This is a genomic window from Desulforamulus profundi, from assembly GCF_002607855.1.
In genome coordinates this window covers 1-2808 of the sequence record NZ_AWQQ01000014.1, presented here as the reverse complement: position 1 = coordinate 2808, position 2808 = coordinate 1, and the positions used below count along the sequence as shown (strand labels likewise).

3 protein-coding genes are annotated in these 2808 nt (G+C 50.8%); all 3 read right to left on the bottom strand.

Annotation, left to right across the window (positions count from 1 at the left end; genetic code table 11):
• On the bottom strand, window positions 1–538 hold a 538-nt coding region (locus P378_RS01470), incomplete at its 3' end, for a redox-sensing transcriptional repressor Rex (RefSeq protein ID WP_099082025.1).
• 313 nt (window positions 539–851) lie between these two features.
• Window positions 852–2180: a bifunctional folylpolyglutamate synthase/dihydrofolate synthase gene (locus P378_RS01465; protein ID WP_099082024.1), complete on the bottom strand. Its 1329-nt coding sequence runs from the start codon at window positions 2178–2180 to the stop codon at window positions 852–854.
• A gap of 197 nt (window positions 2181–2377) precedes the next feature.
• On the bottom strand, window positions 2378–2608 hold the full coding sequence (locus P378_RS01460; protein ID WP_099082023.1) for a type II toxin-antitoxin system HicB family antitoxin: 231 nt from the start codon (window positions 2606–2608) through the stop codon (window positions 2378–2380).
• Window positions 2609–2808 lie beyond the last annotated feature (200 nt).

Sequence of the window (2808 nt, the reverse complement as noted above, 5' to 3'; positions counted from 1 at the left end):
ATATCGGGGCAAAGTTGAGGATGGCTTCCAAACTGGCCTTCACCATGATGTCCGCAATTTCCTGAGCAGCTTTGGAGGGTACGGCGATAATGCCGATACGAACATTATGCTCTTTCACCACCCGTGACATTTCCTCCAGGGGGAGAACTTCCAGGTCAGCAATACGCTTGCCGATCTTTGTCAGATCGTTATCGAATACCCCGACAATGGTAAAGCCCCTGTCCTTAAATTCCCTGTAAGTCACCAGTGCGGAGCCAAGATTACCGGCCCCCACCATCACGAGATTCCACGGCTCAGACAAACCAAGAATTTTTACGGTGTAGCGAATTAAATCTTTAACGTTATAGCCCACACCCCGGGTTCCGAACTCACCGAAGTAGGCCAGGTCTTTACGGACCTGGGCGGGACTAACGCCAACACCCTCAGCAATGTCACCGGAAGAAACGGTAGTTATTCCTTTTTTATCGAGTCTTTTTAAAAACCTGGAGTATATCGATAACCTAGTTATGGTTGCTTCTGGGATCTTTAGCGCTTTCACCAGGTCCCCTCCCTTTTCTGAAGATAGTGCTGTATTTTTTCATCCCTGTTAATTTTCTAATTATTTATATTTTATATTATAGTAGTAAAAGTTCAGGTTGCAAAGGGCATTTGTGAATTTTATGACATTACTTTTTTGTGCAAAGCTCAAACTTTGTCGCTTAGATGACGAATAAGCCGCACTTTTAAAGACAATCTTCGACATCGTTATGTATATTATAACCGTTTGCAAGTGCCTATTGCTTAAAATAATATACTTATTGTTTTTAATCTTGTGCCAGATTGTTTTTTCACAAAACAAGGGATGATAAAAATCACTCCGGTTTAGCAGTTCCGGAGTGATTTTTATCAGAGAGTCCCAAAACCGAGCGGGCTTCCGCCACCATGTATAAGGAACCGGTGATACACAGGATGTCATCCTGCCGGGTCCTGTCCAGAGCCGCTTTCACTGCTTCTTGTACATCTTCTATGACAATTACATCTTCCAGGTAGTTTTTTGCATGGTCCGCCAGTCTGGTCCAATCCCCGGCCCTGGGGTGGTTGGAGCGGGTAACCACCACCGCCCTGGCCAGAGGGGCCAGTTCCGCCACCACCTTGGATCTTTCTTTATCCGCCAGCATGCCCAGGAGAAAGATAAACCGGCGTCCGGGAAAGGATTCCAGCAGGGCCTGTTTCAGAGCCAGGGCTCCGGCATGGTTATGGGCGCCGTCCAATAGGATGCTGGGGTTTTTTCCTATAATCTCCAATCGCCCCGGCCATTGAACTGTTCGTAATCCCTCTACCACGGCGGCTGCAGGAGCAGGATGCCCGCCGCCCGCAAACAGCATTTCCACCGCCGCCACGGCGGTGGCGGCATTGATTTGCTGGTGTGACCCGAGCAAAGGAAGGCGAACGTGATAGCGGTTTTGCAGTCCTTCGATTTTAAATTCCTGGCAGCCCTGGTTGCTCTCCTGCCGCAGGGGAGACCATGTCACGTCTTTGCCCATCCGGATCAGCCTGCTGTAATTGGCCTCTGCCGCCTGCTGAATCACTTCAAGGGCTATCCCTTCAGCCGCGGTCACCACCGGTACGCCTTTTTTGATGATACCGGCCTTTACCCGGGCAATTTCCCCAACACTGCTGCCCAGGTAGTCCATGTGATCCAGGGATACATTGGTGATGACTGAAACCAGCGGGGTCACCACGTTGGTTGAGTCAATGGTCCCCCCTAACCCCACTTCCAGAGCCACGTAGTCCGTTTCTTCCAGGGCAAAGTACAACAGGGCCAGGGCGGTGCTTACTTCAAATTCGGTGGGGTGCTCGAAGCCCTCCGTCACCATGTTGTCCAGGTGCGGCCGGATATCATTGATGAGTTGAGCCAACCTTGCCTCGGCAATAGGCTCACCGTTGATAAGGAACCGCTCGGTGTAGCTGTGCAGGTGCGGGGAGGTGAACATGCCGGTTTTATAGCCTGCCGCTCTGAGGATACTGGCAATCATGGCGGTGGTGGAGCCTTTGCCGTTGGTGCCGCCGATGTGGATGATGTTCAGTCTGTGGTGGGGATTGCCCAGCCTTTGCAGCAGCTCTTGGATGCGGCTCAGGCCCAGATTGATGCCGAACTTGGTTAGGCTTTTGAGATATTTAATCGCTTGCTCGTAGGTCACGGAGATGAGTCCTTTCTTGGTTCGATATGGTCGGCTTAAAATGAAGGTTGTATCCTGGCACGGCTACCCACGGGGCAGACCGGCTTTTCCAAAAGCGGAGCGGGCTTTGAGAAGTGAGATGTGAGAAGTTAGACGGGCTGCCCTTTAGGTAACACCTAGATATGGAGCAAGTACAACCTCATATCCGAAACAAGAACCTAATGCCCGTCATTCTCGATCAAGAAAAACTTAATGGCTTCCTTAAAATTCTCCACTGCCTCTTCCATCGTTACTCCCCGGGAAGCGCAGCCCGGCACGTCCGGGGTTACTGCATAGAAACCGCCGTCATCCGGATCCTCGTGCACCTGTACCCGAATCCGCACCTTGATCTCGCCTTCCAGTCCACCCTTGGGCAGGGGGGACAGGATTTCCTCAAATTGAAGTGCCATACGAATCACACTCCCTAATTTAGACTTACATGTATTCTTTTGGGTCCTGTATGCCTCATACAAGACCCCTAGGCATTACCCGTCAGTCTAACAACTGGACCCCATAGAAATACCTTTCAGGCTAAGAAATACCCACTAGCTCAACATCGCCAACCGATCCTTCAGAGCATTGGCCTTCATGGACAGCTCCTCTTCCTTGG

Bases quoted from the DNA above. Each gene is read 5' to 3' on its own strand.
- P378_RS01460 (WP_099082023.1), bottom strand. From the start codon at position 2,608: ATGGCACTTCAATTTGAGGAAATCCTGTCCCCCCTGCCCAAGGGTGGA.